Origin of the sequence: Streptomyces sp. KL109B (genome assembly GCF_030766935.1) — a bacterium.
In the GTDB taxonomy this organism is placed as follows: domain Bacteria; phylum Actinomycetota; class Actinomycetes; order Streptomycetales; family Streptomycetaceae; genus Streptomyces.
In genome coordinates, this window is sequence record NZ_JASERL010000001.1 from 510,570 (window position 1) to 531,556 (window position 20,987).

At 68.1% G+C, this 20,987-nt stretch carries 25 protein-coding genes; 17 read left to right on the forward strand and 8 right to left on the reverse strand.

Annotated elements, in window-relative coordinates:
* The first annotated feature begins 168 nt into the window (after nucleotides 1-168).
* The 11 genes from secY (at nucleotide 169) to RBJ65_RS02570 (ending at nucleotide 9,369) form a co-directional block, all read left to right on the forward strand.
* Nucleotides 169-1,482: a preprotein translocase subunit SecY gene (gene secY / locus RBJ65_RS02520; protein WP_306320978.1), complete on the forward strand. Its 1,314-nt coding sequence runs from the start codon at nucleotides 169-171 to the stop codon at nucleotides 1,480-1,482.
* Complete coding sequence (locus tag RBJ65_RS02525) at nucleotides 1,482-2,129, forward strand: adenylate kinase (protein ID WP_306320979.1); 648 nt, start codon at nucleotides 1,482-1,484, stop codon at nucleotides 2,127-2,129. Before secY ends, RBJ65_RS02525 begins: the two co-directional genes overlap by 1 nt.
* A 132-nt stretch (nucleotides 2,130-2,261) precedes the next feature.
* Nucleotides 2,262-3,098 (forward strand): type I methionyl aminopeptidase, encoded by an 837-nt coding sequence (gene map / locus RBJ65_RS02530; protein ID WP_306320980.1) that lies wholly within the window; start codon nucleotides 2,262-2,264, stop codon nucleotides 3,096-3,098.
* 247 nt (nucleotides 3,099-3,345) lie between these two features.
* A complete protein-coding gene (gene infA, locus RBJ65_RS02535; protein WP_003948620.1) occupies nucleotides 3,346-3,567 on the forward strand; it encodes a translation initiation factor IF-1 in 222 nt (73 codons plus the stop codon).
* A gap of 59 nt (nucleotides 3,568-3,626) precedes the next feature.
* Nucleotides 3,627-3,740, forward strand: coding sequence for a 50S ribosomal protein L36 (rpmJ, locus tag RBJ65_RS02540; protein ID WP_003974245.1), 114 nt, complete (start codon nucleotides 3,627-3,629; stop codon nucleotides 3,738-3,740).
* A gap of 217 nt (nucleotides 3,741-3,957) precedes the next feature.
* Nucleotides 3,958-4,338, forward strand: coding sequence for a 30S ribosomal protein S13 (gene rpsM / locus RBJ65_RS02545; RefSeq protein WP_306320981.1), 381 nt, complete (start codon nucleotides 3,958-3,960; stop codon nucleotides 4,336-4,338).
* A 66-nt stretch (nucleotides 4,339-4,404) separates the two neighbouring features.
* Nucleotides 4,405-4,809 (forward strand): 30S ribosomal protein S11, encoded by a 405-nt coding sequence (gene rpsK, locus RBJ65_RS02550; RefSeq protein WP_007443997.1) that lies wholly within the window; start codon nucleotides 4,405-4,407, stop codon nucleotides 4,807-4,809.
* A 143-nt stretch (nucleotides 4,810-4,952) separates the two neighbouring features.
* Nucleotides 4,953-5,975 carry a DNA-directed RNA polymerase subunit alpha gene (locus tag RBJ65_RS02555; protein WP_003966937.1) on the forward strand — a complete coding sequence of 341 codons (1,023 nt, stop codon included), beginning with the start codon at nucleotides 4,953-4,955 and terminating at the stop codon, nucleotides 5,973-5,975.
* Nucleotides 5,976-6,141: 166 nt separating this feature from the next.
* Nucleotides 6,142-6,636 (forward strand): 50S ribosomal protein L17, encoded by a 495-nt coding sequence (gene rplQ, locus RBJ65_RS02560; RefSeq protein WP_306320982.1) that lies wholly within the window; start codon nucleotides 6,142-6,144, stop codon nucleotides 6,634-6,636.
* Nucleotides 6,637-6,723: 87 nt separating this feature from the next.
* Nucleotides 6,724-7,581 carry a tRNA pseudouridine(38-40) synthase TruA gene (gene truA / locus RBJ65_RS02565; RefSeq protein ID WP_306320983.1) on the forward strand — a complete coding sequence of 286 codons (858 nt, stop codon included), beginning with the start codon at nucleotides 6,724-6,726 and terminating at the stop codon, nucleotides 7,579-7,581.
* Nucleotides 7,582-7,854: 273 nt separating this feature from the next.
* On the forward strand, nucleotides 7,855-9,369 hold the full coding sequence (locus tag RBJ65_RS02570; RefSeq protein ID WP_306320984.1) for a polysaccharide deacetylase family protein: 1,515 nt from the start codon (nucleotides 7,855-7,857) through the stop codon (nucleotides 9,367-9,369).
* 16 nt (nucleotides 9,370-9,385) lie between these two features.
* On the opposite strand, the gene RBJ65_RS02575 is transcribed toward RBJ65_RS02570, so the two are convergent.
* Together RBJ65_RS02575 and RBJ65_RS02580 are read right to left on the reverse strand one after the other, a co-directional pair.
* Nucleotides 9,386-9,526: a hypothetical protein gene (locus tag RBJ65_RS02575; protein ID WP_306320985.1), complete on the reverse strand. Its 141-nt coding sequence runs from the start codon at nucleotides 9,524-9,526 to the stop codon at nucleotides 9,386-9,388.
* 88 nt (nucleotides 9,527-9,614) lie between these two features.
* Nucleotides 9,615-10,697, reverse strand: coding sequence for a glycosyltransferase family 2 protein (locus tag RBJ65_RS02580; RefSeq protein ID WP_306320986.1), 1,083 nt, complete (start codon nucleotides 10,695-10,697; stop codon nucleotides 9,615-9,617).
* Between the two features lie 514 nt (nucleotides 10,698-11,211).
* Here RBJ65_RS02580 and RBJ65_RS02585 point away from each other — a divergent pair.
* Nucleotides 11,212-12,591, forward strand: a complete 1,380-nt coding sequence (locus tag RBJ65_RS02585; protein ID WP_306320987.1) for a cellulose binding domain-containing protein — start codon at nucleotides 11,212-11,214, stop codon at nucleotides 12,589-12,591.
* Between the two features lie 10 nt (nucleotides 12,592-12,601).
* Here the strand turns inward: RBJ65_RS02585 and RBJ65_RS02590 are convergent, their stop codons facing one another.
* The 3 genes from RBJ65_RS02590 to RBJ65_RS02600 form a co-directional block, all read right to left on the reverse strand.
* Entirely contained in the window at nucleotides 12,602-12,754 is a 153-nt protein-coding gene (locus RBJ65_RS02590) for a hypothetical protein (protein WP_306320988.1), read from the reverse strand.
* A gap of 20 nt (nucleotides 12,755-12,774) precedes the next feature.
* Nucleotides 12,775-13,431, reverse strand: coding sequence for a hypothetical protein (locus RBJ65_RS02595; protein WP_306320989.1), 657 nt, complete (start codon nucleotides 13,429-13,431; stop codon nucleotides 12,775-12,777).
* A 168-nt stretch (nucleotides 13,432-13,599) separates the two neighbouring features.
* A complete protein-coding gene (locus tag RBJ65_RS02600; protein ID WP_306320990.1) occupies nucleotides 13,600-14,448 on the reverse strand; it encodes a hypothetical protein in 849 nt (282 codons plus the stop codon).
* Between the two features lie 390 nt (nucleotides 14,449-14,838).
* On the opposite strand from RBJ65_RS02600, the gene rplM reads away from it, so the two are divergent.
* From rplM to glmM, 3 genes are all read left to right on the forward strand, one after another.
* Nucleotides 14,839-15,282 (forward strand): 50S ribosomal protein L13, encoded by a 444-nt coding sequence (gene rplM, locus RBJ65_RS02605; protein WP_306320991.1) that lies wholly within the window; start codon nucleotides 14,839-14,841, stop codon nucleotides 15,280-15,282.
* 42 nt (nucleotides 15,283-15,324) lie between these two features.
* Nucleotides 15,325-15,840, forward strand: coding sequence for a 30S ribosomal protein S9 (gene rpsI / locus RBJ65_RS02610; RefSeq protein ID WP_306320992.1), 516 nt, complete (start codon nucleotides 15,325-15,327; stop codon nucleotides 15,838-15,840).
* Between the two features lie 98 nt (nucleotides 15,841-15,938).
* Nucleotides 15,939-17,348, forward strand: coding sequence for a phosphoglucosamine mutase (glmM, locus tag RBJ65_RS02615; protein ID WP_306320993.1), 1,410 nt, complete (start codon nucleotides 15,939-15,941; stop codon nucleotides 17,346-17,348).
* Here glmM and RBJ65_RS02620 read toward each other — a convergent pair.
* The gene (locus RBJ65_RS02620; protein ID WP_306320994.1) at nucleotides 17,345-18,295 is read right to left on the reverse strand and encodes a DUF389 domain-containing protein; all 951 of its coding nucleotides are present in this window, start codon (nucleotides 18,293-18,295) and stop codon (nucleotides 17,345-17,347) included. The genes glmM and RBJ65_RS02620 overlap by 4 nt on opposite strands.
* Before the next feature lie 41 nt (nucleotides 18,296-18,336).
* Nucleotides 18,337-19,350 (reverse strand): type I pantothenate kinase, encoded by a 1,014-nt coding sequence (gene coaA / locus RBJ65_RS02625; RefSeq protein ID WP_372341354.1) that lies wholly within the window; start codon nucleotides 19,348-19,350, stop codon nucleotides 18,337-18,339.
* A 178-nt stretch (nucleotides 19,351-19,528) separates the two neighbouring features.
* Here coaA and RBJ65_RS02630 point away from each other — a divergent pair, with 178 nt between their 5' ends.
* A complete protein-coding gene (locus RBJ65_RS02630; RefSeq protein ID WP_306320996.1) occupies nucleotides 19,529-19,780 on the forward strand; it encodes a hypothetical protein in 252 nt (83 codons plus the stop codon).
* A 10-nt stretch (nucleotides 19,781-19,790) separates the two neighbouring features.
* A complete protein-coding gene (locus tag RBJ65_RS02635; protein WP_306320997.1) occupies nucleotides 19,791-20,162 on the forward strand; it encodes a holo-ACP synthase in 372 nt (123 codons plus the stop codon).
* Nucleotides 20,163-20,192: 30 nt separating this feature from the next.
* Here the strand turns inward: RBJ65_RS02635 and RBJ65_RS02640 are convergent, their stop codons facing one another.
* The gene (locus RBJ65_RS02640) at nucleotides 20,193-20,939 is read right to left on the reverse strand and encodes a TetR/AcrR family transcriptional regulator (RefSeq protein WP_306320998.1); all 747 of its coding nucleotides are present in this window, start codon (nucleotides 20,937-20,939) and stop codon (nucleotides 20,193-20,195) included.
* Between the last annotated feature and the right edge of the window lie 48 nt (nucleotides 20,940-20,987).

A 20,987-nucleotide genomic window follows, 5' to 3' on the forward strand; every position in this document is an offset into this window, starting at 1 on the left:
TTCCAAGGGGGGCAGTTACGCCGGTAAGGTGGCGTCCGCTGTTAAGTTCCGGGCTCAGTGTGCCCCCGGCACCAATCCCGGTACTTGGCCGTTAGACCGTTTACGTATTTGTCGAATCCTCAAGACCGTCACCTCTGGCGCACGCGCGCGGGGGTCGCAGGAGGCACCGTGCTCACCGCGTTCGCCCGGGCGTTCAAGACGCCCGACCTGCGCAAGAAGCTGCTCTTCACGCTGGGCATCATCGTGATCTACCGGCTCGGCGCACATGTGCCGATTCCCGGCATCGATTACACGAACGTCCAGACGTGCATGGACCAGGCCAGCTCGAGTTCCGGCCTGTTCGGTCTGGTCAACATGTTCAGCGGTGGCGCGCTGCTGCAGATCACGATCTTCGCGCTCGGCATCATGCCGTACATCACCGCGAGCATCATTCTGCAGCTGCTCACCGTGGTGATCCCGCGCCTCGAAGCTCTCAAGAAGGAGGGTCAGGCCGGTACAGCGAAGATCACGCAGTACACCCGCTACCTGACCGTGGCGCTCGCCATCCTTCAGGGCACGGGTCTCGTCGCCACCGCCCGCACCGGCGCCCTGTTCCAGGGGTGCCCCGTCGCCAGCGAGATCGTGCCCGACCAGTCGATCTTCGTCACCATCACGATGGTGATCGTGATGACCGCCGGCACCTGCGTGATGATGTGGCTCGGCGAGCTGATCACGGACCGCGGCATCGGCAACGGCATGTCGATCCTGATGTTCATCTCGATCGCCGCCACCTTCCCGTCCGCCCTGTGGGCCATCAAGAAGCAGGGCTCGCTGGCCGACGGCTGGATCGAGTTCGGCACGGTCATCCTGGTCGGCCTCGTCATGGTCGCCCTGGTGGTCTTCGTCGAGCAGGCCCAGCGCCGTATCCCGGTGCAGTACGCGAAGCGCATGATCGGTCGTCGTTCCTACGGCGGTACGTCCACGTACATCCCGCTCAAGGTGAACCAGGCCGGTGTGATCCCGGTCATCTTCGCGTCGTCGCTGCTCTACATCCCGGCCCTGGTCGCGCAGTTCGCGGGAGGCGATTCCGACTGGAAGGTCTGGATCGACGACCACCTGACCAAGGGAAATCACCCGATTTACATCGTCACGTACTTCCTCTTGATCGTGTTCTTCGCCTTCTTCTACGTGGCGATCTCGTTCAACCCCGAGGAAGTCGCCGACAACATGAAGAAGTATGGTGGCTTCATCCCGGGCATCCGGGCTGGCCGACCGACCGCTGAGTACCTTTCGTACGTGCTCAACCGGATCACCTGGCCGGGTTCGCTGTATTTGGGCCTGATCGCTCTCGTGCCGACGATGGCGTTGGTTGGTTTCGGGGCAAACCAGAACTTCCCGTTCGGTGGTACGAGCATCCTGATCATCGTGGGTGTGGGCCTGGAGACGGTGAAGCAGATCGAGAGCCAGCTCCAGCAGCGCAATTACGAAGGGTTCCTCCGCTGATGCGAATCGTCCTCGTCGGGCCGCCCGGTGCCGGCAAGGGAACGCAGGCCGCGTTCCTGGCCAAGAATCTGTCGATTCCGCACATCTCCACGGGCGACCTCTTCCGTGCCAACATCAGCCAGGGCACGGATCTCGGCAAGCAGGCCAAGTCCTACATGGACGCCGGCCAGCTCGTCCCGGACGAGGTCACCATCGGGATGGCCAAGGACCGCATGGAGCAGCCGGATGCCGTGAACGGCTTCCTGCTCGACGGCTTCCCGCGCAACGTCTCGCAGGCCGAGGCGCTCGACGTCGCCCTCAAGGCCGACGACGTGAAGCTGGACGCGGTCCTGGACCTGGAGGTCCCCGAGGACGAGGTGGTCAAGCGCATCGCGGGCCGCCGCATCTGCCGCAACGACTCGGCGCACGTCTTCCACGTCGCGTACAAGCAGCCCGAGACCGAGGGTGTCTGCGACACCTGCGGCGGCGAGCTGTACCAGCGCGACGACGACAAGGAAGAGACCGTGCGCAAGCGGCTCGAGGTCTACCACACGCAGACCGAGCCGATCATCGACTACTACCGTGAGCAGGGGCTCGTCGTGACGATCTCCGCCCTCGGCAAGGTCGAGGAGGTCACGGCGCGGGCCATGGAGGCCCTGGGGCGCTGAGCCCTTCCTCTCAGTAGTACGTGCCTGAGGCCGCGGTTCCCCGTCGGGGGGATCGCGGCCTTAGTGTTGGTGGGAAGTGGACTACCGGACGTACGTGACCCTCGTACCGGATGACGGAGAGCGCAGGCCCCCATGGTGCAGATCAAGACCCCCGACCAGATTCGCAAGATGCGGGAGGCGGGGCTTGTCGTCGCGGCTGTCCATGCCGCGACCCGTGAGGCGGCCGTGCCGGGCGCGACCACCAAGGACCTGGACGAGGTCGCCCGCAAGGTGCTCGCCGAGCACGGCGCGAAGTCGAACTTCCTCGGCTACGGAGGCTTCCCCGCCACGATCTGCACCTCGAAGAACGAGGTCGTGGTGCACGGCATCCCGAGCGACGACGTGGTGTTGGAAGACGGCGACATCATCTCCATCGACGCGGGCGCGATCATCGACGGCTGGCACGGCGACGCCGCGTACACCGCCTTCGTCGGGTCCGGTCACTCCCCGGAGCTGGTCGAGCTGTCCCGGGTCACCGAGGAGTCGATGTGGGCCGGGCTCGCGGCGATGAAGCAGGGCAACCGGCTGGTGGACATCTCGCGCGCCATCGAGACGTACATCCGGCGCCAGCCCAAGCCGGGCGGTGGCAAGTACGGGATCGTCGAGGACTACGGCGGGCACGGCATCGGCACCGAGATGCACATGGACCCGCATCTGCTGAACTACGTCGAGCGGCGGCGCGGCAAGGGGCCGAAGCTGGTGCCCGGGTTCTGCCTCGCCATCGAGCCGATGGTGTCGCTCGGGACGCCGAAGACGGAGACGCTGTCGGACGACTGGACCGTCATTACGACGGACGGGACGTGGTCGTCGCACTGGGAGCACTCGGTGGCGCTCACGGAGGACGGTCCGCTGGTTCTTACGTCGCCGGACGGCGGCAAGGCGAAGCTCGCGGAGCTGGGCGTGACGGCGGCGCCGGACCCGCTGGCGTAGGTGCCATAACGGGTGCGCCGGCACGGGGCGCGGTCGCGGGGCTCCGCCCCGGGCCCCGCTGCTCAATCGCCGCAGCGGCTCTATGGGCCGGGGCGTCGTCGCTTAATGATCTTCCGGGTGGGGCAGAATCACGAGATTCGTCTTTCCGGGGGTACTGACGTAGACTGACTCGTCGGCTCTCGTGTATGCGCATGTCTCCATGCGTCCAGCGAGAGTTGATCAAGGTAGTCGATTCGAAGGGCGAAGCGTGGCCAAGAAGCAAGGTGCCATCGAGATCGAGGGCACTGTCGTCGAGTCTCTGCCGAACGCCATGTTCAAGGTCGAGCTCCAGAACGGCCACCAGGTCCTGGCACACATCAGCGGCAAGATGCGCATGCACTACATCCGCATCCTCCCTGACGACCGGGTCGTGGTGGAGCTGTCTCCGTACGACCTGACCCGTGGCCGGATCGTCTACCGGTACAAGTAGATCTTGCCCGAATCCCGCTTCGGCGGGCTGCCGGCAACTGACCCGGAGAACCTCACCACATGAAGGTCAAGCCGAGCGTCAAGAAGATCTGCGACAAGTGCAGGGTGATCCGCCGTCACGGTCGGGTCATGGTGATCTGCGACAACCCGCGCCACAAGCAGCGCCAGGGCTGATCCAGAACCCCTTTACTGCAGTTCGTTCGCAGAGTTCGCGCGACGCAGCACATTGAGTACATATGCAGGACCCGCCGGCGGTGGTGATCACCACCGTGGCGACACCTTCGGTCGGAGGCCGAGGACTCAGCTCGTACCAACCCATTGGGAAAACAATGGGGACGGCGGCTGGGAGTGGTTCTGCTACAGACCTCCGAAGAATCAACAGGAGCCATAAATGGCACGCGTTGAAGGTGTTGACCTCCCGCGCGAGAAGCGCATTGAGGTTGCCCTCACCTACGTGTTCGGCATCGGCCGTACGCGCGCCCAGCAGACGCTGGACGCCATCGGTGTCGACCGCAACATCCGCGTTCGCGACATCTCCGAGGAAGACCTCGTGAAGATCCGTGAGTACGTGGACCAGAACTTCCAGACCGAGGGTGACCTCCGTCGCGAGATCCAGGCCGACATCCGCCGCAAGGTCGAGATCGGCTGCTACCAGGGTCTGCGTCACCGTCGCGGCCTGCCGGTCCACGGCCAGCGCACCAGCACGAACGCCCGTACCCGCAAGGGCCCGCGTCGCGCCATCGCCGGTAAGAAGAAGCCGGGCAAGAAGTAGTCCACAGCGGACTCGCCGTCCAGCGGTCTTCGCTGTAGGACCGACCACCTCCCGTAGGAGAACGACATGCCCCCCAAGGGTCGTCAGGGCGCCACCAAGAAGGTGCGTCGCAAGGAAAAGAAGAACGTCGCTCACGGCCACGCGCACATCAAGAGCACGTTCAACAACACGATCGTGTCCATCACGGACCCGACCGGCAACGTGATCTCGTGGGCCTCCGCCGGCCACGTCGGCTTCAAGGGCTCCCGCAAGTCCACGCCGTTCGCCGCGCAGATGGCCGCCGAGTCGGCTGCCCGCCGCGCCCAGGAGCACGGCATGCGCAAGGTCGACGTCTTCGTCAAGGGCCCGGGTTCCGGTCGTGAGACCGCCATCCGCTCCCTGCAGGCGACCGGCCTCGAGGTCGGCTCGATCCAGGACGTCACGCCGACGCCGCACAACGGCTGCCGTCCCCCGAAGCGCCGCCGCGTCTGACGCGTCGCGTTTCGACCAGGGTTTCCGGGCGGTACGGCTCTTTTGGGGCGTACCGCCCGTACCCTTGACAGAACAACATCAGGCTTCGCCTGGTGGCCTCAGGGCATCAAATAGTGGGTGCCCCTGACTGAAGGATTCGCAGCATGCTGATCGCTCAGCGTCCCTCGTTGACCGAAGAGGTCGTCGACGAGTTCCGCTCCCGGTTCGTGATCGAGCCGCTGGAGCCGGGCTTCGGCTACACCCTCGGCAACTCCCTCCGCCGTACGCTTCTGTCGTCGATCCCGGGTGCGGCGGTCACGTCGATCCGTATCGACGGTGTCCTGCACGAGTTCACCACCGTGCCGGGCGTCAAGGAAGACGTCACCGACCTGATCCTCAACATCAAGCAGCTGGTCGTTTCCAGCGAGCACGATGAGCCGGTCGTCATGTACCTGCGCAAGCAGGGCCCGGGTCTGGTCACCGCCGCCGACATCGCGCCGCCGGCCGGTGTCGAGGTGCACAACCCCGACCTCGTCCTCGCCACGCTCAACGGCAAGGGCAAGCTGGAGATGGAGCTGACCGTCGAGCGCGGTCGCGGCTACGTCTCCGCCGTCCAGAACAAGCAGGTCGGTCAGGAGATCGGGCGCATCCCGGTCGACTCGATCTACTCGCCGGTTCTCAAGGTCACGTACAAGGTCGAGGCCACGCGTGTCGAGCAGCGCACCGACTTCGACAAGCTGATCGTCGACGTCGAGACCAAGCAGGCCATGCGCCCGCGTGACGCCATGGCTTCGGCTGGTAAGACCCTCGTCGAGCTGTTCGGTCTCGCCCGCGAGCTGAACATCGACGCCGAGGGCATCGACATGGGTCCGTCCCCGACGGACGCCGCGCTCGCCGCCGATCTGGCGCTGCCGATCGAGGAGCTGGAGCTCACCGTTCGGTCGTACAACTGCCTCAAGCGCGAGGGCATCCACTCCGTGGGTGAGCTCGTCGCCCGCTCCGAGGCCGACCTGCTCGACATCCGCAACTTCGGTGCGAAGTCGATCGACGAGGTCAAGGCCAAGCTCGCCGGCATGGGTCTCGCGCTGAAGGACTCGCCTCCCGGATTCGACCCGACCGCCGCCGCGGACGCCTTCGGCGCCGACGACGACGCGGACGCGGGTTTCGTGGAGACCGAGCAGTACTGAGTCGCTCCGCTTCGGCGGGTGACTTGAGCGCTGCGGAGCCGTGGTTGCGGTTGCGCAGTTCCCCGCGCCCCTGAACGGGGCGCGGGTCTCCGACGGGCAATCCCGCTCGCTCGGATACTGACTCTGGTACCTGATACGGCCAGGGCAGACACCAAGGAGAAACATCATGCCGAAGCCCGCCAAGGGTGCCCGTCTGGGCGGCAGCGCCGCGCACGAGAAGCTGCTCCTCGCGAACCTCGCGAAGAACCTCTTCGAGCACGGCAAGATCACGACGACCGAGGCGAAGGCCCGTCGTCTGCGTCCGTACGCGGAGCGTCTGGTCACCAAGGCGAAGAAGGGCGACCTTCACAACCGCCGTCAGGTGCTCCAGGTCATCACGGACAAGAGCGTCGTCCACACGCTCTTCACCGAGATCGGTCCGCGCTACGAGAACCGTCCGGGTGGCTACACCCGCATCACCAAGATCGGTAACCGCCGTGGCGACAACGCGCCCATGGCCGTCATCGAGCTGGTCGAGGCGCTGACGGTGCAGCAGCAGGCCGCCGGTGAGGCCGAGGCCGCCACCAAGCGTGCCGCCAAGGACGCCGAGGCCGCCGAGGCGAAGACCGAGGCTCCGGCCGAGGCCGCCGAGGCTCCGGCCGAGGAGTCCAAGGACGCCTGAGGCTGACGCCTTGTGTGTGAGCGGGTCCGCCCTTTCGGGGCGGGCCCGCTTTCCGTTTCTCCGTATTTCGCAGTGAGGACTGTGCTTGTGAGTGATGAGGTGGCCGACGGCTTCGTGCGGCTGCGGCTGGACGTGTCGTACGACGGCCGGGACTTCTCCGGGTGGGCCAAGCAGGCCTCCGGGCGGCGGACCGTGCAGGGGGAGATCGAGGACGCGCTGCGTACGGTGACGCGGTCCGGCGATGTGACGTACGACCTGACGGTGGCCGGGCGGACCGACTCCGGGGTGCACGCGCGGGGCCAGGTCGCCCACGTGGACCTGCCGTCGGAGGTCTGGGGCGAGCACCGGGAGAAGCTGCTGAAGCGGCTCGCGGGGCGGCTGCCGAAGGATGTCCGGGTGTGGTCGGTGGCCGAGGCGCCGGGCGGGTTCAACGCGCGGTTCTCGGCGATCTGGCGGCGGTACGCGTACCGGGTGACGGATCATCCGGGCGGCGTCGATCCGCTGCTGCGTGGTCATGTCCTGTGGCACGACTGGCCGTTGGACGTCGACGCCATGAACGCGGCGGCCGGGGCGCTGCTCGGCGAGCACGACTTCGCGGCGTACTGCAAGAAGCGCGAGGGCGCCACCACCATTCGTACGCTGCAGGAACTGAGCCTGGTGCGGGGCGAGGACGGGGTCGTCACGGCGACCGTGCGGGCCGACGCGTTCTGCCACAACATGGTGCGGTCGTTGATCGGGGCGTTGTTGTTCGTGGGGGACGGGCATCGGCCAAGTGACTGGCCCGGCAAGGTACTTGCGGCCGGTGTGCGGGACTCCGCGGTGCATGTGGTGCGGCCGCATGGGCTGACGTTGGAGGAAGTTGGTTACCCCGCCGACGAGTTGCTGGCGGCGCGGAATCTTGAGGCGCGGAACAAGAGGACGTTGCCGGGGGCGGGCTGCTGCTGAGCCGGGGGGCTTGTGGGGCTGGGGCGGAAGGTGTTGTTTGAGACATACGTGGGGCGGAGGCGCGTGGTTAGACTTCGCTCCGACGATGCCTCGCACGCGGCATCCGCCGGGGCAGTGCACCGGTGAGGTGACTCGATGCGGGCTCCTTGGGGGGACAGCGAGGCCGTCGTGTCGCGGCGACACTCACCTTTACGTACCCGGTCGCGCCCATGGGGAGACGGCGGTCCCGAGGGTGTCGCCCGCGGTCGCGTCCGCTGCGAGCGAGGAGCCGCATTGAGCAGAGCCAGGAAGCGTTCGGCGTCGACCACCGCCGGACGGGAGCCAGGGGCCGGGATCGGTCGGCGTTCCGCGTTGGGCCTGATGGGAGCGGGAGGCCTGCTCACCGCCGGTGGGGCCGCCGCCGGTGTGCTGGGCAAGGACCTGGTGCTGCCGGCTGCGGAGCCGGAAGGCACGGGAGCCTTGGCCCTCGACGGCTCCGGCACCGCGGCGGGGGACCTGACCGTCCCGACGTACGCCCCGAGCGGGCGCCGTCCCCGTCACCGGAGAGCGACCTGGAGCGAGCAGTTCCAGGAGGGGCACGAGTGGCGGCCCGGCGGTGCGGGCACGGCCTCCGCCGAACTCTCCGACACCGAGGTCTTCACCCGCGGCGACCGGTCGTGCCGGGTCACCACCCACGGCGACGGCGTGCAGTCCTTCGTGCGCCGCACCGGCATGGAGCCGGTGGATCTCAAGGGCAGGATGATCCGGCTCGTCCTGCGGGTCGACGACACGGCCCACCTGGACCGGATGGAGTTCTACCTTGGCAGTCGAGAGCTGAAGGACAACTTCAGCTGGGCCTTCCATCACCATGCCGCCAAGGGCGCCAACTACGTGCAGTCCGGGGAATGGGTGACGGTCCATCTGCAGTGGGCGGACGTCTCCGGGGCGGCCGGCCGGTGCGCGCTCTCGTCGCGTGGTGTGCCGTCGGTCCGGTCCGGCTTCACCGACATGTCGTTCGGTGTGTACGACGACGGCAAGGGGGCGATGACGTACCACCTGCAAGCCGTTGAGCTGGTGCCGGACACCACGGACGTGTTCCCGAAGGGCGTCGTGTCGATCACCTTCGACGATTCGCACAGGTCGGTGCACGACCTCGCCCGCCCGGTCATGGACCGGTACGCGATGCCGGGCACGCTGTACAACATCGCTGATGCGATAGGGGCCGAGCCCTTCATGACGGTGGGGCAGATGCGCTCTTTGCAGGACTCGTCCGGGTGGGAGATGGCCGGACACGCGTACTCGCTCAAGGCCCACGACAAGAGCTATCCCGAGCTCACGGCGAAGGAGGTCGACGACGACTTCCGCAAGCTGCGCGAGTGGCTGGTGTCCAATGGCTTCACCAGCGAGCACTTCGCCTATCCGCACGGGGCGTTCCGGAAGACCCGCGACGGGGTGCCCGTCGACCTGCTCGCCGCCCGGCACTTCACCACGGCGCGGTCCATCATCTCCGAGACGTCCGAGAGCTTCGCTCCGGCGATGCCGTACCGCCTCAAGGCACTGACGGGGGTCAACGACGGCTCGAAGCTCGGCGGCGAGACACTCTCCGAACTGGTCGATGCAGGGGGCCCGTTGGACCGGTGCGCGCTCGGTGGCGACTGGCTCATCCTGTGTCTGCACCGCATCGTTGAGGGCGCGCCCGCGGTCAGTACGGAGCTGAGCACAAAGGGCCTCGACCGTCTGATGCGGGAGATCGACAAGCGAGGTATCGAGGTGCTGACGGTGCAGGAGGCGATGGGGTACTACGCCTGAGCCGGCAACGGGTACGTCAGGTGCGGCGGGCCCGTCGGCGGCCGCGGGCCACCCGGCGGTCATGGCGGCGACGTCTGACGGACAGCATCCAGCCGATCACGGTGAGGGCGACCGCCACCACGGTGAAGCCGAGGACGATCGTGTCGACCTGGGTCACCTTGGTGACGGTGTAGGCAATGCCGGCGAGAACCGCGCAGGCTCCAAGGCCCCGGAGGGTATTCATTTTGTTCTGGGTCTGCTTCCGGCTATTTCCAGGCGGACACGCGGGTCACATAGGACTTGAGAATGGACGAGACGAGCCAGTACGCCCGTACGACGGTGTAGACCAGCTCGGGAATCAGCACGGCTTCGACGAGCATCGCCTTCCAGCCCAGATTCCGTACCCGTAGCGCCGGGTAGATGATCCAGAATCCCAACAGCGCCCACAGCAGCGGGTGGGTGGTGAGGCTGTACTCGGCCGCGGCGAGCAATTGCCGGCCGCCCCAGACGAAGATGTATGCGAAGCCGAACAGACCCAGCACCATCGTGATGATCGAATGCCAGGTGAACTTGGTCCAGCCGCGGCGGCGCAGGGCGTCGACGGTTCCTCGGCTCCACCGCTCGCGCTGCTGGATCAGCTCCCGCAGGGTGGGCATGAGGTCGGTGTACGCGATGCAGAGCTGGTTGGCCGTGACCTTCCAGCCGGACTCCTTGAGCGCCAGCGTGGTCTCGTAGTCCTCGACGAGGTTGCGGTGGTCCTCCCAGAACACCTCGCCCCGCCAGTCGATCAGGCCCTGCAGGGCCTCGGCGCGGTAGAAGGAGCCGGCGCCCGACATGGTGTGGACGTCCCTGCGGTAGCGCGCGTTGGCGGCCCGGCCGTACTCGATGATCTGCATGCCGAGCAGAAACCGCTGCCAGGGGTTGCGCCAGAGGTCGGTGCGGCCGAGGCAGGCGGCGCTGACCCCGCCTATGTCGGGGGCGGACGCGATGACGTTGCGGGCGCGCTCGATGAAGCGGGGGTGGAGTTCGGTGTCGGCGTCCATGACGAGGATGTGGCCCACTCGGCCGTTGAGTCGGCCACCGACGGCTTCCCTGAGCCAGTTCAGGCCGTAGTTGAGGGCGCCCGCCTTCTTGTGTGGATTGTCCGGGAAGTTCAGCACGACGGTCGGCGGGGTGCGCTCGTCCTCGGCGAACTGGAGCGCGTAGTCCTCGGTGCGGTCGGTCGAGTTGTTGACCACCACGACGATCAGATCTGGGCGACGGGACTGACCGGACAGGGACTTCAGAGAGGTGAGGACCCCGACCTCTTCGTTTCGCGCGGGAACCAGGACGACGGTCCCATAGACCATCGTCGTCGGGGACTTGACGGTGTGCCCGTATCCGCCGCGTCCTCTTCGGTGTCGACTGCGCGTTGAGGGCTGATACTCAGCATCCTCCGAGCCCGTCATCGTGGCGGACAAGACGATCCCCCTACCCCTCTTCTCACTCCTGAGACAACGCCCCCACGTTGTGTGGAAAGTGCGAAGGCGAACGTGAAGATACCCCACGCGCATCTGGTAGTTGAGGGTTTGAGGAGGGGCGGAAGAAAGGTGCAGGGGCGGCCCTAATGGGGCATCAAGTAGTTACCTATCGTCCGTTTTTGCGCCGCAAATAATGTCAGTTCGGGTAATTCCGGCACAGGTTGTGCGATGTGGCCGTGAGGAAGTTCACGCGTGATGTCTTACGGGAGGGAGGGGTCTGGAGGGTTTGGTGAAGATGCGCTTAGGATTCGGCCTCGATAGCCAGCCATGGAATTCGGGGTGTTTCGTGACCCGTCGTCGTAAACCGCCCCGCCGGGGATGGAATCTCCTCATAGGCGCACTCGTGGTGGTCCTTCTCGCTGCCGGTGGCGTCGTGGCCTTCCGGTGGTGGTCGCACGCTCAGGGGGCCGAGGAGGCGCTCACCGTTCGCTACCGCACCGAAAGCCCGGCCAGGACGGACGTCGCGAAGCCGTGGGTGGAAGTCGTCAACACGTCCGACAGGTCCGTGGACCTCACCGGGGTCACCGTGCGTTACCACTACAAGGCCGACGACGGGGTCGAGTTCGCGGCCAACTGCGTACGCACATCGCTCGGTTGCTCTAGCGTCATCCAGCGCACGGCCGCCGAACGCGATCCGGATCCCAAGGCCGACCACTATCTGGAGGTCGGCTTCACCGGTGCGGCCGGAACCCTTGAGCCCGGCGGGACGACCGAGGCGATCGGCCTCCAGCTGTACCGCGTCGACCACAAGAAGCTGGACCAGTCGGACGATTACTCGTTCGACGCCTCGATGACGACGTATCAGGAGTCCGAGCGGATCACAGCCTACCTGGACGGAACCCGCGTGTGGGGCGAAGCACCCGGTGGAGACGGCCCGGACGCCGGCCGAAGCGCGGGCGCGGGGTCGGCTGCCGCCCCCGCGCGAGTTCCCGCGGGAGTCCTGTTCGACGACTTCTCCTATACCGGGCCCCGGGACCCGGCACTCGCCGCCAACGGCTGGGCGGTGCGCCGTGGTGAGGGCGGGCCGGGCATCGAGGACTCCTGGTCGGCGAAGGGCATCACGTTCCCCGCGGGGGAGGGCAAGGACGGTGGGCAGGCGCTGCGCTTGGAGGCAGGCACGGACGGTACGAAGAAGGGCACGCTGCAGTCCGAACTGCACACAGCGCGGCCCATGTTCCGCGAGGGCACCGTCGTCGCTCGTGTACACCTCAGTGACAAGCCGGTGAGCGGCCGGGACGGCGACCACGTCTCCCAGTCCTTCTTCGCGATCTCCCCGGATCACGCGTCGAAGAAATACAGCGAACTCGACTTCGAGTACATGCCGAACGGCGGTTGGGGGCGCTACGGCCCGATCCTGGACACGACCAGCTGGCGGGACGGAGAGCTCGACGCGCAGAGCCGGGTCACCAAGCCCCACGAGTTGACGCTGGCCGGCTGGCACACTCTGGCCATGACCGCCGTCGACGGCAAGGTCACCTACTCGGTGGACGGCAAGGCCCTGTTCACCAGCGGGAGTTTGTACTTCCCGCGGGAAGCGATGAACATCAACTTCAGCAACTGGTTCGTCGACCTCCCCTTCAAGGGGAAGCGCTCCTGGGGGGTCGACGTCGACTGGCTGTACGTCACGTCCGGCAAGGCCGTCTCCCCGGGCGGCGCGGCGAAGGCGGCGGCCGACTTCGCCGCCGCCGGTACGCGGTACGTGAACACGCTGCCGGGGAAGTGACGCGTAGCGGTCAGTCCTCGGTGACAGTGGCGCCGTCCTGGGGGAGGCGGGAGCGAAGGGCCTGGTTCTCCGCCTCCAGGGCGGCGATGCGCTTGCGGGCGAAGTAGAGCTCCATGACGGCGTCCTGGAACTCGGATACGAGCTGGTCGGCGGTCAGTTCCATGAGTCGGGCCCCTCTGCGGGTCAGGTCTCCGCGAGCACGGTCACGCGGCCGGTGGGGGCCCGCCACTTGAGGGCCCCGCCCTCGGCGTACAGCACCCCGCCGTTCGTCGGGTTCGAGTCCGGGGCGTGGGTGGCGTTGTGGATGCCGATGACGCCGTCGCCGCCGCCGTACGACTCCGCCTCGTTGACGCCGAACTGGGCGTTGTGCGCGGCGAGACCGCCGCTGCCGAGCACGCGGATCCTCGCGACCCCCTGCGCGTCGCGGAACTCGACGAGCCGGCTCTTGGGGTCGGGGTTCGCCACCATCAACAGGCCGATGGAGGCGTCCCGTTGGGCGATCTGGAGCCGGGCGCCCGGAGTCGCGCCGATCTCGACGCCGATGCCGACGCGCCCGCTGCCCTTGACCACGAAGTCGTCGACCCCGTTGTTGCGCAGAGTGATGAGGTTGCCCGTGGTCGGGCCGTGGGAGGCCCGGACGAGGATGCCCTGGGCGGCCGTGCCGCCCGATCCGTTCTGGGCGCCCGGGGTCTGCAGGTCGATGGAGACCGCGGCCGCGCCCGCGTCCGAACCGTCCGGGTAGCCGCTGTGCGTGACCTTGAGCGTGCCGCGGTCCTTCTCCGTGCCGGACAGGTACATCGCGGAGTTGTCCGGGTTCGTGGAGTCCACGTTCAGGGCCACGCCGCCGCCGCGTCCCCCGCGCCCGCGACGACCGACACGGCCCCCGCCGTGAACGCGCCCAGAAACAGCCTGCGTGTGCTGTGCATGAGGCCCCCCCTCATCAATCTCTGTTGTGTTGTGTTGTGTCACCGCGCGGCTGCGCCGCGACAAACGCCCCCCCGGGCGCGCTCAGCCCGCCTGCGCCGCCGCCGACGCCTGTGCTTCGCCGCGGCGTTTGATCTGCTGGAAGGTGAATTCCTGGAGGTCGTCGCCGAGGGAGAAGACCGTGGTGTCCTGCTTCGTGGCGTCCTTGCCGTTGGTGAGGCCGCCGTTGGTGAAGTAGGCGTAGCGGCCCACCGAGTTGGCGGTCTGGCGGCACACCGTGGTGCGGCAGAAGGAGGGGACGCCGGAGCCGGGGAGGGAGACGACCGTGCCGTCGAAGTCGTACTGGTCCTTGGCCTTCGCGGCCTGGGCCTTGGAGTTGAAGACGGCGACGCCGATGGTGACCGCGGAGTCGCCCTTGTAGTACGTGGCGCGGATCAGCTGCTTGCAGTCGTTGCCGGTGAGGACGGAGGTCAGGCCCTTCTGCGCGGCCGAGGAGCAGTCCGTGGTGCGGGCCGTGGCGCCCTTCGTGTAGACGCGGTCACCGAAGGTCAGCTTCTTGCCGGGGAAGAGGGTGTCCGCGGTGAGCGGGGCCTTGTCCTTGGCGGCGCTGTTGATGAAGTCGTTCGGGTCGAGCGGGGGCGGCGGCGTCGTCGCGTCGAAGGACGGGCCGCCCGATTTGCCCTCGCTGGGGATGCTGGCCGTGCTCGGCAGCTGGTCGGCCGGCTTGTTCGCGGCGTCGTTCTTGCTGTTCGCCGAGACGATGCCCCAGGCGACCGCCGAACCGACCGCGAGCGTCGCGACCACGGCGCCCCCGATGATCATCCAGCGCTTCTTGCGCGCGCGTGCCTCCGACGCCTCCGCGAGCGAAGCCCAGTCAGGGGTCGAATCGTCGTTGCTGGGCCCCCACGGGGATCCCCCTTGCCCAAAACTCATGGGGCGCATCTTAGAGGTTCGCTCCGGTGTGGCAGGGGCCTCGTCCGTGGCGGAGCTGTGACGGGTTTGGGCGCGTTACCGTGGAGGGACACGACGCAGCGTGATACCAGGCCGCCGGGGCTTCCGGAGGCCCCGCGTTTTGACCCGTACGGGCCAGCGCGGGTATTCTCGATCGTTGTTATACGTATTGGCTTGGTCGTTCTCACGCGAAGGGCCCTTACGTAGGTTCCCTGGAGCAGTTACCAGTGGCTCGCATACGGGTTAGCGTCCCCGGCCTTTGTGAGCCCCAGCTGCATGATCGCTTCAGCGGTGCCGTGTGTCAGGACCCGTCCCCGAGCTCCTCGAGAGCTGGGGGAGACTCCACCTCTGAAGAAGTGAAGGCATACGACCGTGCGTACGTACAGCCCCAAGCCCGGCGACATCTCTCGCCAGTGGCACGTCATTGACGCCCAGGACGTCGTCCTGGGCCGTCTGGCGACCACCGCCGCCAGCCTCCTGCGCGGCAAGCACAAGCCGACCTATGCGCCGCACATGGACATGGGCGACTTCGTCGTCATCATCAACGCCGACAAGGTGCACCTGTCCGGCAACAAGCGGAGCCAGAAGATGGCCTACCGCCACTCCGGCTACCCGGGCGGCCTCCGTTCGGTCCGTTACGACGAGCTGCTGGACAAGAACCCGGAGAAGGCCGTCGAGAAGGCCATCAAGGGCATGCTTCCCCACAACACGCTCGGCCGTCAGATGCTCTCGAAGCTGAAGGTCTACTCGGGCGACCAGCACCCGCACGCTGCCCAGCAGCCGGTGCCGTTCGAGATCACCCAGGTCGCGCAGTAATTCCGGCCACCCCCTAAGACTGAAGAAAAGCTGAGGAGAATCGTGGCCGAGACCACTGCCGAGACGCCGGTCGAAGAGATCGTCGACGTCGAGAGCTACACCACCGAGTCCGACGCCCCCGTCGAGGGCGAGTACACCTCGGAGTCCAACGCGGCCCGCTTCGGTGACCCGCAGCCGGCCGCCGGCCTGGGCCGCCGCAAGAACGCCATCGCGCGCGTTCGCATCATCCCGGGCACGGGCAAGTGGAAGGTCAACGGGCGCACGCTCGAGGACTACTTCCCGAACAAGGTCCACCAGCAGGAAGTCAACGAGCCCTTCAAGGTGCTCGAGCTCGACGGCCGCTACGACGTCGTCGCCCGCATCGCGGGTGGCGGTGTCTCCGGCCAGGCCGGTGCCCTGCGCCTGGGCGTCGCCCGCGCGCTGAACGAGGCCGACGTGGACAACAACCGCGGCGCCCTCAAGAAGGCCGGCTACCTCCGCCGCGACGACCGTGCGGTCGAGCGCAAGAAGGCCGGTCTCAAGAAGGCCCGCAAGGCCCCGCAGTACAGCAAGCGCTAAATTCCGCGGCCTGCTTCTTTCCCCGTTCGCCCCGGCGGCACGTATCGTGCCGCCGGGGCGTTCGGCTTATGACGACGTGAAGGTACGGAGGACATCAAGTGGGACTCTTCGGCACGGACGGTGTGCGCGGTGTCGCCAACGCGGACCTGACGGCGGAGCTGGCGCTCGGCCTGTCGGTCGCGGCGGCGCACGTTCTGGGAGAAGAGGGGTCGGGGCGAAGCCCCGTCGTGCCGGGGCGGCGGTCGGGTGACGGGCGGGACGGCAGTTTTGAGGGCCATCGCCCGGTGGCCGTGGTCGGCCGAGATCCGCGTGCCTCCGGCGAGTTCCTGGAGGCCGCGGTCGTCGCGGGCCTGGCCAGCGCCGGAGTCGACGTGCTGCGTGTCGGCGTGCTGCCGACGCCCGCGGTGGCGTACCTGACGGGTGCGCTCGGCGCCGACCTCGGCGTGATGCTCTCCGCGAGCCACAACGCCATGCCGGACAACGGCATCAAGTTCCTCGCCCGCGGCGGCCACAAGCTGGACGACGCCCTGGAGGCCCGGGTCGAGGCGATCTACGAGGAGCACCGCACCGGCGCCCCGTGGAGCCGCCCGACCGGTGCCGGTGTCGGCCGCGTGAAGTCGTACGACGAGGGGCTCGACCAGTACATCGCGCACCTCGTGGGCGTACTGCCGAACCGGCTCGAGGGCCTGAAGATCGTCCTCGACGAGGCGCACGGCGCGGCCTCGCGGGTCTCCCCTGAGGCCTTCACGCGCGTGGGCGCCGAGGTCGTCACGATCGGCGCCGACCCGGACGGGCTGAACATCAACGACGGCTGCGGGTCGACCCACCTCGACCTCCTCAAGGCCGCCGTCGTCGAGCACAAGGCCGACTTCGGCATCGCGCACGACGGCGACGCCGACCGCTGCCTGGCCGTGGACCACACCGGGTCCGAGGTCGACGGCGACCAGATCATGGCGGTGCTCGCGCTCGACATGAAGGAGCGCGGCGTCCTGCGGGACAACACGCTGGTCGCGACCGTCATGTCGAACCTGGGCCTGAAGCTGGCGATGGAGCGCGAGGGCATCACCCTCGTACAGACCGCCGTCGGCGACCGGTACGTCCTGGAGAACATGAAGGAGAACGGGTACGCACTCGGCGGCGAGCAGTCCGGGCACGTGATCGTGCTCGACCACGCCACGACCGGAGACGGGACCCTGACCGGCCTGCTGCTCGCGGCGCGCGTCGCGCAGACCGGGCGGACGCTCAAGGACCTCGCGGGCGTCATGGAGCGGCTGCCGCAGGTGCTCATCAACGTGCCGGACGTGGACAAGTCCCGCGTCACCACGTCCGAGGAGCTGCGGTCGGCCGTCGCGGACGCGGAGCGCGAACTCGGCGCGACCGGGCGGGTGCTGCTGCGCTCCTCCGGTACGGAGCCGCTGGTGCGCGTGATGGTCGAGGCCGCGGACATCGCGCAGGCCCGGTCCGTCGCGGAGCGCCTGGCCGACGTCGTGAAGTCGGCGCTGGGCTAGGCCTGGGCCGGCTTCTTCGCCGTACGTTCCCGCTTCCTCGCCCAGAGGTACTTCTGGGCGAGGAGCGTGAACGTACCGGCGAGGACGATGCCCAGGAGGTTCAGCAGGAGCTGCTGGGTCGAGCCCGACGTCTGCTTCATGTCGCCGTAGCTCAGCGCCACCGCCGCGTTCGCCGCCGCCGGGACCGTGGTCACCGAGATGGCGACGCCCACCAGCGCCCCGGACTTCGACGAGGTCAGCGACAGCGTTCCGGCCGCGCCCGCGAGGACGGCCACGACGAACGAGAGCCAGTCGGGTGCCCAGATGAACCCGGTGTTGGGGCGGTCGCCCTCCAACTTGCCCTCGCTGAACAGGTGCACGGCGTCCATGAAGTAGCTGAAGCCCACCGTCACCACCATCGCCACCGCGAAGCCGACGAGCAGGGCGACCAGGGAACGCCACGCCAGGCGCGGCGCCTTGCGCACCAGGGCCGTGCAGAAGCCGGCGAGCGGGCCGAACTCCGGGCCGACCGCCATGGCGCCCACGATCAGGATCGCGTTGTCGAGCACGACACCGCACGCCGCGATCATCGTGGCGAGACCCAAGAACGCCACGTACGTGATGGTGAGCGTGGACTCCTCGTGCGTGGCGTCCGAGAGCTGCTCCCACAGCACCGCGTCCGCGCCCTCGCCCGGCGCCTCCTCCTCGGCCTTGTCGGCGCGCAGCGACAGCGACAGGTCGATGTTCTCGACGGAGATCGAGCCCGACCTGTCGAGGCCCAACTTCCGCAGCCCGCCGATGAGTTCGTCACCGGCCTCGCGGGCGACATCGCACATGACGACGTCGCCCGACGGATTGCGGGCGGCGTCCGGCAGGACCACGAGGTGGGTCGTCCCGGTTGTCCCCTCGATCAGACGCACCACGTCGTCCGTGGTGTCGGACGGGGTGATGAGGCGCAGATGCAGCATGCCGTCTTTTTAACAGCACACCGTCGTTTCCACAGCAACGGTCACAGCTTGCGCAGCCGCAGCCGCTGCACCTTGTGGTCCGGGCCCTTGCGGATGACGAGACCGGCGCGGCCGCGCGTCGGGGCCACGTTCTCCAGGAGGTTGACCTTGTTGATGGTGCGCCAGGTCGTGCGCGCGTAGTCGAGCGCCTCCTCCTCGGAGACCTGGGTGTACTTCCTGAAGTACGAGGACGGGTCCTGGAAGGCCGTCGCGCGCAGCTTGCGGAAGCGGTTGAGGTACCAGGACTCGATGTCCTCGGCGCGCGCGTCGACGTACACGCTGAAGTCGAAGAAGTCGGCGAGGCCGACGCGGGTGCGGCCGTCCTTGCCGGGCAGCGCGGGCTGCAGCACGTTCAGGCCCTCGACGATGAGGATGTCGGGGCGGCGCACGACGAGCTGTTCGCCGGGCACGATGTCGTAGATCAGGTGCGAGTAGACGGGCGCGGTGACCTCGTCCTTGCCGGCCTTGATGTCGGCGACGAAGCGGGTCAGGGCGCGGCGGTCGTACGACTCGGGGAAGCCCTTGCGCGACATCAGGCCGCGGGCCTCCAACTCCTTGGTGGGGAGCAGGAAGCCGTCGGTGGTGACGCGCTCGACGCGCGGGTGTTCCGGCCAGCGGGAGAGCAGGGCCTGGAGGAGGCGGGCGACGGTCGACTTGCCGACGGCGACGGAGCCGGCGACTCCTATGACGAAGGGCGTCCCGGACTGGGCGGCCTTCTTGTTGGTCTCGCCGAGGAACGTGTTGAGCGCGCCGCGCAGGCCGTCGGTCGCGCCCACGTACAGGTTCAGGAGGCGGGACAGCGGCAGGTAGATGTCGCGGACCTCGTCCAGGTCGATCACGTCACCGAGGCCGCGCAGCCGTTCCAGTTCCTCGGCGGTCAGCGGCAGTGGCGTCTTGTCGCGCAGTGCGCTCCATTCGGTGCGGGTGAGGTCGACGTAGGGAGTCACCTCCGGCTTCTGCCGGTGGGTGCTCCTGGAGGTCGCTTGTGTCTTGGACTCGGAGACCGGAGAGATCACAGTTCATTGTTACGGCTGTGTGGCCCGGAGCGGCAGGTGGGGTGTGTCACGCCGGGTGGGGGCGGCCTCCCCGTTCCGTCACAGGTCTGACACAGGCATGGACCTTACGTGGTGGCGGCGATAGCTTGCGGACACCCGTGGGGCGCGACACTGCCCGCGGGACGGGAGGGGGTCCCTGATGTCTGTGAAGTCCGTGCTTCGTGTGCCGAGATTCGGTCGCCGCAGGCCGGTCGAGGCGTATGCCGTGGACGACTGGGCGAGCCACGTCGGCAGTGAGCTCGCGCTCGATCTGCCCGACGAGGACATCGTCGAGGATCTGGACGACTGCCTCGACCTCTACCGCTTCGGCAGCAAGCCGCGCTGCGAGGAGATCGAGTACCTGGAGCTCGTACGGGAGGCGCGGGACCGGGTGGCGGGCGGCCGACCGTAAGGTCTGCTGCATGAGCATCATCGGGGTCGGTATCGACGTGGCCGAGATCGAGCGGTTCGCGGCGTCGCTGGAGCGTACGCCGAGCCTGGCCGGGCGGCTCTTCCTGGACGGCGAACTGCTGCTGCCCAGCGGGGAGCGGCGCGGCGCCGCCTCGCTCGCCGCCCGGTTCGCCGCGAAGGAGGCCGTCGCCAAGGCGCTCGGCGCGCCCGCCGGGCTGCGCTGGACGGACGCCGAGGTGTGGGTCGAGGAGAGCGGGCAGCCGCGGCTGCGGGTGACGGGGACGGTGGCCGCGCGGGCGGCGGAGCTGGGCGTGACGGGGTTCCACGTGTCGCTCAGCCATGACGCGGGGGTGGCGTCCGCCGTGGTGGTGGCCGAGGGGTAGGAGGCCGCCGAGGGGCGCGGCTCGGCCGGGTCAGCGGGCCCGTTCCGCCGTCGCCGTCAGGCCGTCGAGCATCAGGCTGAGCGTGAAGTCGAAGCGGTCGTGGAGCGTGCCCGCCGTGAGCTCCTCCGCGTGTCGTTTGGAGTGCGGGAAGGTGTCGGGGAGCGCGGCGAAGCGGCGCAGGAGTTCCTCGCGGCTGACGACCCAGGAGTCGTCGTCGCCGCGCGTGCGGCGGCGCCGCGCCAGCGAGACCTCAAGGCTGTACGCGTTGACGTACAGGGAGAGCGAGTCGATCGCCCAGGCGGCGGCCTGCGCGGGGATGCCGCCGGCGAGCAGGATCGCGAGCAGGCCCTCGCCGACCCGGAGGGTGTCCTGGTTGGAGGGGGCGGCGGCGAAGGCGGCCCGGGAGATGCCCGGGTAGCGCAGGTACTGGTCGCGCAGCTGGGTGAGGACGTCGACGAGCTGGGCGCGCCAGGTGTCCGGGTCGGGCTCGGGGAGCGTGACGGCGGCGCAGAGCCGGCCGATGAGCAGCTCGTCCAGGTCCTCCTTGTTGACCACGTGGGCGTAGAGCGAGGACGGTCCTGTCTCCAGGGCCGTCGCCACGCGGCGCATCGTCAGGGCCTCGTAGCCCTCGCTCGCCACGAGGGCGAACGCCGCGTCGATGATCGCGTCCACGGTGATCGGCTTCTTGCGGCCGCCGGAGGGGCCGCGCCGGGCCGCGGGGGAGCTCGGAGCGGTGCCGTGCCGCGCTGCGCGCCGTTCCTGCGGGGTCGGTGACATGTCTCGCAGCCTAGTCGATCGCGCGAACACTGTTCGGGAGACGTGGCG